The organism is Vibrio sp. 10N.247.310.23 (genome assembly GCF_041467155.1).
GTDB lineage: Bacteria > Pseudomonadota > Gammaproteobacteria > Enterobacterales > Vibrionaceae > Vibrio > Vibrio crassostreae_C.
The window spans coordinates 117,743-125,293 of sequence record NZ_JBFSTZ010000017.1 but is presented as its reverse complement, the minus strand read 5'-3'; the positions used below and the strand labels follow the sequence as shown (position 1 = coordinate 125,293).

General features: G+C 44.1%; 5 protein-coding genes. 3 read left to right on the top strand and 2 right to left on the bottom strand.

All coding sequences use genetic code 11. The features are described 5' to 3' along the window. Together AB6D93_RS14545 and AB6D93_RS14540 are read left to right on the top strand one after the other, a co-directional pair. A partial coding sequence (locus AB6D93_RS14545; RefSeq protein WP_372159176.1) for an ATP-binding protein occupies window positions 1-462 on the top strand: 462 nt, incomplete at its 5' end. Beyond that, window positions 459-1,436 carry a PstS family phosphate ABC transporter substrate-binding protein gene (locus AB6D93_RS14540; protein ID WP_102333710.1) on the top strand — a complete coding sequence of 326 codons (978 nt, stop codon included), beginning with the start codon at window positions 459-461 and terminating at the stop codon, window positions 1,434-1,436. The genes AB6D93_RS14545 and AB6D93_RS14540, both read left to right, overlap by 4 nt. A 76-nt stretch (window positions 1,437-1,512) precedes the next feature. On the opposite strand, the gene ppx is transcribed toward AB6D93_RS14540, so the two are convergent. Together ppx and ppk1 are read right to left on the bottom strand one after the other, a co-directional pair. Continuing rightward, a complete protein-coding gene (gene ppx / locus AB6D93_RS14535) occupies window positions 1,513-3,024 on the bottom strand; it encodes an exopolyphosphatase (protein WP_102333711.1) in 1,512 nt (503 codons plus the stop codon). Next, window positions 3,015-5,111 (bottom strand): polyphosphate kinase 1, encoded by a 2,097-nt coding sequence (gene ppk1 / locus AB6D93_RS14530; protein WP_065584663.1) that lies wholly within the window; start codon window positions 5,109-5,111, stop codon window positions 3,015-3,017. Before ppk1 ends, ppx begins: the two co-directional genes overlap by 10 nt. A 200-nt stretch (window positions 5,112-5,311) precedes the next feature. On the opposite strand from ppk1, the gene AB6D93_RS14525 reads away from it, so the two are divergent. Then, complete coding sequence (locus tag AB6D93_RS14525; RefSeq protein WP_102333712.1) at window positions 5,312-7,528, top strand: ABC transporter permease subunit; 2,217 nt, start codon at window positions 5,312-5,314, stop codon at window positions 7,526-7,528. Window positions 7,529-7,551: the final 23 nt, after the last annotated feature.

Here is a 7,551-nt window from a genome sequence, read left to right as displayed (position 1 = left end):
GTGGTCAACGTTCCGGCGATGCTTGAGGTTCTTGAGAAAGAAGCGGCGAGCCTTAGCGGTGAGCGCGAACATAAGCTTGAGTTTGATATCGATAAGAGCCTACGCGTTCTTGCTGATGAAGATCAATTGAGAAGTGCTATATCGAATCTGGTTTACAACGCAGTGAAATACACACCACCGGGCGCGACGGTTAAGGTACGTTGGTACCAGACCAGTCAAGGTGCTTGTTTGGATGTATCAGACACCGGAGACGGTATCGAGCCACAACACTTACATCGACTCACAGAGCGTTTCTATCGTGTAGATAAAGCACGCTCACGTGATACAGGTGGTAGTGGTCTTGGATTGGCGATTGTGAAACATGCGCTTAGTCATCATGACTCACATTTAGAAATTCAAAGTGAAGTAGGTGTCGGTAGTCGATTCCATTTTACATTGCCAAATCGACTGACAGTGTCATGAGTTGTGTGACACGCAGGATGCGTTTACCCGTAAGCTTATTGTTAACATTTGCTTTGGTTAACCCAGTTCATGCCGATCAGGGTGTCGACTCACTTCCTGATTACGTTAAGGTGCCGGGTATTTCAGGGAGCCTATTGTCTGTTGGTTCGGATACCTTGGCGGGTATGACGACATTATGGATGGAAGAGTTCAAGTCTTACTACCCGAATGTGAACGCTCAAGTTCAAGCTTCTGGTTCTTCTACTGCCCCTCCTGCTTTAACGGAAGGCACTGCTCACCTTGGACCAATGAGTCGTCCAATGCGCCTACGAGAAGTCGAAGCGTTTGAAAGAGAGCATGGCTATAAGCCGACAGCACTGAGAGTCGCTATCGATGCGATTGGACTTTTTGTGCATCGTGATAACCCTATTGAAGGGCTCAACTTTCACCAGATTGACAGTATATTCTCAGAGACATTGCGTTGCGGAGCGACTAAGCCGCTAAATAATTGGCAAGATTTGGGCATTGACCAACCGTGGGCAAAACATCGATTCCAACTGTTTGGTCGTAATTCTGTATCGGGGACTTATGGATACTTCAAACAGAATGCACTGTGCGGCGGTGACTTTAAAAACCGAGTCAATGAGCAACCTGGTTCGGCTTCAGTCGTTCAGTCGGTCGCTTCATCCATCAGTGGGATTGGCTACTCGGGCATTGGCTACCGCGTAGCAGGTGTTAAGCTGATTCCTATTGCAGAGCACGGCTCTAATTATGTTGAGCCTACGCGTGAGAATATCTTGAGTGGTGATTACCCTCTATCTCGTTTTCTCTATGTGTATGTGAATAAGCATCCGGATAAACCACTTTCTCCGGTTGAGAGAGAGTTCCTTACTTTTGTATTCTCAAAGCAGGGACAAGAGCTTGTAGAAAAAGATGGTTATTTAGCGATACCGTCTGAGTTCGCAGAGCAAGAATTGGCAAAAGTCGGGCTCTAATTCAGGCTAAGACAAACTTAGAAAAAAACGTATGAACAGCTTGCGCGTCGCAAGCTGTTTTTATTTTGACTGTTCGTTATTTTAGCTGCAACGACCATTCTGCATTTTTCCAACGTTGTTGCTCTTCTCTGAGCTCATAATCAAGCAGTTGGTTTTGGGCCAACCAATCGCTGTTAGTTCCTTTCAATTCCCAGTTATCCTGTTGTTCAATCGTTAGAGTCACGTCTGGGGCCAGTGCTTGATTTCGCTGACGGTTGAGTAAGATAGCGAGTCTCAATATACGAATCAGCAGGGTGACTTGTTGCTGAGTAAACAGAGAAAGTTCCGGCAAATCTTGTAGTTTGAGCGCTTTTCTTTGATAGCGAACCAATGCTGATATAAGGCGTTGTTGCTCAGTATTAAAGCCTGGCATTGTCGTATGCTTAAGCAGATAAGCCGAATGGCGGTGATAGCCTTGGAATGCAATGCTTTGTCCTACCTCATGAAGTACTGCAGCCCAACCAAGCAGATCATACAGCTCATTAGTGACCGCAGTTGTCACTTGAGGCTGTACTTGTTTCAGCAATGAAAGAGCGAGCACTTTCACTTTCTCGCCATGAGTTACGTCTACATGGTATCGAGAGACGAGCGTTTCGGCAGTTCTTGTTCGAATATCAATATCTTTAAGCCTATCCTCCATGTCATAAAGAACGCCTTCTCTCAGGGCACCATCAGAAAAATGTAACTCCTTGATGTCTAGCGTATCCATTGCTGCTGAAAGAATGGTGACGCCTGCAGCAAACACAGGCTTTCTCTCATCACTTAAGCCTGAAAGATTTACGGTGTTGGATGATGAAAACTCACATAAGTGATTCTTTAAATAGGACAGGCGTTGGGGCGTAATGAGACCATCGGTGAACCCTAAGCCAATGAGTACTTCTTTTATTGATTTCGTGGTACCAGATGAGCCAAAAGCGATTTCCCAAGGGGCTTTTGTGTATTCTTCAATCAATGGCATCAATAGACGAGTAGCTGCGGTATAAGCATCTGAGAAGTGTCGCGAAGTTAGCCCTTCGTCAGCAAAGAAACGTTGAGTGAAGTTGACGCATCCCATCGGTAAACTGCGCATAATTAGAGGAGTAAAGCCTTGTCCGGCGACGAGTTCCGTACTCCCTCCACCGATATCAATAACCAACTTAGATTCAGAAGCGGTTTGAGTGTGTTCTGCTCCGTTATAGATTATTCGAGCTTCTTCTTGACCGGAAATGATCTCTATTGGAAAAGGAAACAGTGGCTTGGCTTGCTCTAAGAAGTCTTTAGCGTTTTTGGCTTTTCTTAGGGTATGAGTCGCAACAACTCTGACATCATCAAGCTCAAAATCCGCCAGTCGTTCTGCGAACACCTTGAGGCATTCTAGGCCTCGCTCGATAGCGCTTTCAGATAGGACGTTACGTTCATCCAATCCATCACCTAATCTCACTTTCTGTTTGTGTCTGCTGACTAATTGCAGGTGTTGATCGAATACTCGGGCAACCACCATGTGAAAGCTGTTCGAACCCAAGTCGATAGCGGCAATACATCGAGAATGTTTGTTATCAATTAGCGGCATGATTTCTTCTCTTGTTTGTACTTCTTGCGAGCAAGTTTCTCCATACGTTTAATATAGTGGTAAGTGGAGAGTTGTGACGTCGGGTAATCAAGTAGGTTTGCTGGTGGTTGTGTGTAAGAGTTGCTCATCGCTTGGTCTAGCACTCGAGCTTTGTTGCTGTCATCGAAATGAAACTCGGTGATATCGATAATGGTTTGCTTGATCTTTGGATCTAAAATTGGAGCTGCAACTTCGATGCGGTGATCAAAATTTCGTGTCATCCAGTCAGCGGAAGATATATAGACCTTCGGCTTTCCAGCGTTACCAAATATCATCACTCTCGGATGTTCGAGGAAACGATCGACCACACTGACTATCTCAATATGATCACTGATGTGGGGTATGCCAGGGACAAGAGAGCACATGCCGCGAATGACCATTCTCACTTTTACATTGGCTTGGCTAGCCTGATAGAGCTTTTCAATGATCTCTCGATCGACCAAGTTGTTGAGTTTTAGAGTGATGCTTGCAGGTTTACCTTCTATCGCGTTTTGTATTTCATTATCTATCAATTGGTACAGACGTTTTCTAGTATTCTTTGGTGACACAATCAGTTGCTTGAACTGGGACTTTTGATAAGGGTTTTCAATATACTTAAAGACTTGTCTCACCTCTTGAGTCAAATCTTCATTCGCAGTGAGCAGAGAGAAATCGGTATACACGCGCGCTGTAACTTCATGGAAGTTGCCAGTGCCAATATGGGCATAATGCTCGGTATGCTTGCCTTCTTTTCGTTTGATGAGCAGCAACTTGGAATGGATCTTCAAACTTGGGATGCCATGGATGACTTTTACACCCGCTTCTTGAAGTTTCTTGGTCCATTGAATGTTGGCTTGCTCATCAAAGCGTGCTTGCAGCTCGACAACCACAGTGACCTTTTTGCCATTGTGCGCCGCATCGATGATCGAGCTGAGGAGTTTTGAGCCTTCCGCAACACGGTAAACGTTTATTTTGATGGAGGTTACCTTCGGGTCAAAGGAAGCCTGCCTAACCAGTTCAGTGATGTGACTAAAGGTGTGATAAGGATAATGCAGTAAGATGTCGCGAGCTTTGATCGCTTCGAAATAGTTTGGGTAATGGCTGAAATGCGCGCACTTAATCGCGGGTAGAGGACGATTAACTAAATCACGTCGGTTAAGGCTTGGGAACTCAGAGAAATGTTTGAAGTTATGATAGCGACCACCTGCGATGACACTGTCATAGTCAGACAGTTTAAGTCTGACTTGTAAGAAGTTGAGAATTTCAGTTGGCATTTCAGATTCATAGATCAGACGTATCGGCAGTGCCGTTAAGCGCTGTTCTAAACCTAAAGACATCGATTCTAATAGGTTATTTTCATTGTCCTCTTGCAGATCATAATCGGCATCACGTGTCATTTTTATCGCAAAACAACGCAATGAGTCATACTCAAAGAATCCTTTAAGTAAGTCATCCAAACAAAATCGAACTATATTATCTAACAAGATCAAAGTTGTACGCTGCGAACCCGAAGTTTCCGGTAACTTAACAAATCGAGGGAGTGCTTCTGATGGGATTTCGAGTAAGACATATTGAGATGATGCATCACGCTCGATGTCGATGGCTAAGTAACTTTGTTCATCTTTGAGAATATTAAGTAACTGGCTATCTTCGTTCAAGAGAATCGGAGTTAAGTGTGGCAGCACTTTTTTCTTAAAGTACTTTTTTATCCAGCCACTTTGTTCTTCGCTGATTTGTTGTTCGTTGACCAGAAAAATACGATTGCGTACCAATTCCAATAGCAAGTCGTTATACAGTTCATGGAATTGAGCATCGAGCTTGCTTGCTTTGCTCTGCATTTTAGTCAGTAGGCTTTTCGGCGAGTTGGAGGTTAGCTGTGGATCTTGAAGTAAGATCTTTCGCTTCACATCAGCAAATCGGACTTTGTAAAACTCATCGAGGTTTTTCGAGTAAATACCTAAAAAACGAACTCTTTCGATTAAGGGGACTGACTTATCTGCCGCTTCTTGGAGCACTCTTTCGTTGAAGGATAACCAGCTAAGTTCTTTTGTGACATAGTCTTTTTCCATCGAGATGAGAATCCTTGAGTACTGGCTATAGAGCTGATTACTTTAAATTAGAATGGCAAAATTCACAAAATCTATGATCTTACTTTAAGAAATATGGCTAACAAACTTGTTATTAGTTTCAGTTGTTTAACGTAACTTGTAATATAATTGTCATCTAACGTACATATTATGTCAGTAGCTAAAAAAAGGTAGATAAACAGATGGCATCAGCCCAATTTTCATTGAAAGAGCGCGACAAAAAAAGATGGTTGAAAGATCGTCTCGTCCGTTTTTCGGTGACATGTGGCGCGGTCAGTGTTCTAGCTGCCCTAGTATTGATCTTTGTTTACTTGGCGATGGTCATTTTACCGGTATTTTCTGATACTGGTTTAGAGACAGACCAAGCTGTAAAGACCGTTGCCGTAGAAAAGCCTATCGCCTTATCTGTTGATGAATACGGTCAGCATGCATTTACTATCGAAAAATCTGGCTTGGTGCAGTTTTGGGATTTAGAGTCTCAAAATACACACTCTTACTTTGAGCAAAATGTTTTAGCCAATCCTGTTGCCTTCTCTCGAAATACCCCATCAGAAAACTGGTTTGCCTTTGCCGATAGTGCAAGCAACCTTACTTTTTTCTATCCTGAGTATAGTGCGCCTGTGCTGCAAAAGGGCAGTGAAGCCGATCCTAAAATTGAGCAAATCGATCTCCCTGAACGATTTTTAAATGATGAATCGTCAAATGGGACGACAATCGAAAAATTCGCGTTCTCTAAGAATGGACGTGGTATCACGGTTGCTGCTCAGCTAAGTGACCAACGAGTCTTAGTGAAGTGGTACCAAAGTGACGTTACGGGTCAGTATGTTTTTCAGAAGAGCCAATGGCTATCGGATAAGTTGGGCTTGCAGCAACAGTTGTTAGTCACACCTGATGGCCAAACCTTATATCTCCGATCTCAATCGGATTTAGTGGTTTTGAAGCTATCAGATCGCGGCTTCAATGTTCGTGAAGTGATTGATCTTAGCTTGAATGATGCGAAGCATTCGGTGAAAAGTATCGATTTACTGTCTGGAGCTTATTCACTGTTGGCTACGCATGAGGATGGACAGGTTTCTCAGTGGTTCGATGTACTCAAAGATGAAAAGCGTAGCCTGACCCATATTCGAGACTTCCAACTTGCTGAACAAGTGCAATTTATTTTGCCTGATACTTATAGAAAGGGTTTTTATAGCTTCTATAAGAACGGCACATTACAAAGCCACTATACGACCAGTGAAAAGCTGTCGCTGTTCGAGCGCGCATTTGATAAATCACCACAATTAGCGGCTATGTCTGCCAATGAACTGCATCTGGCGACGCTGATTGATGGCACCATCAGTGTGGCTAAGGTCGATAATGAATACCCGCAAATATCATTCTCATCGCTTTGGCAAAAAGTCTGGTACGAAAGCTACCCTGAGCCACAATATGTTTGGCAATCAACCTCGGCGAATGATGACTTTGAAGAGAAATTCAGTTTAGTACCCATTACGTTCGGTACCATTAAGGCCGCTCTGTTTGCGATGATGTTTGCCGTGCCGGTTGCTGTGCTCGGAGCCATTTACACCGCATACTTCATGTCTCCACGCATGCGAAGAGTGGTGAAGCCTTCGATAGAACTGATGGAAGCACTTCCGACCGTGATCATCGGATTCTTGGCCGGGCTTTGGTTTGCTCCAATTGTCGAAACGCATTTAACGGCCGTCTTCTCATTAATGGTGTTATTACCGTTGAGTACATTGTTGACGGGGTTAGTTTGGTTCTGCTTACCGAAGATGGTGACGAGTCGTTTCTCTAACGGTTGGCATGCCCTAATATTGATCCCGGTATTGGTGATTACGGTGGTGGCTGTCTTTGCTGGTGGAAACAGCATTGAAGCCTTGTTGTTTGGTGGTGATATTCGTACTTTCTTAGCGAGTTATGGCATCGACTTTGACCAACGCAATGCGCTGGTGGTTGGTTTTGCTATGGGCTTTGCGGTCATCCCAACGATTTTCACTATTGCTGAAGATGCTATTTTCTCTGTACCTAAACATTTATCTGATGGCTCATTAGCGTTGGGTGCGACGGCGTGGCAGACGCTTATTTATGTGGTGTTATTGACGGCGAGTCCAGGTATCTTTTCAGCGGTTATGATGGGCCTAGGTCGAGCGGTTGGCGAAACCATGATCGTCTTGATGGCGACAGGTAACACTCCAATTCTTGACTGGAATATTTTGGAAGGGATGAGAACCTTATCGGCAACGATTGCTGTTGAGCTACCAGAATCAGAAGTAGGCGGTTCTCATTTCCGCTTGCTGTTCTTGGCTGCACTCTTGCTGTTTATCTTTACATTCGCGGTGAACTCAGTTGCTGAGTGGGTTAGACAAAGACTGAGAGATAAATATCGTGCGCTGTAGTTTTAAAGGTTTGCCTCAATGTG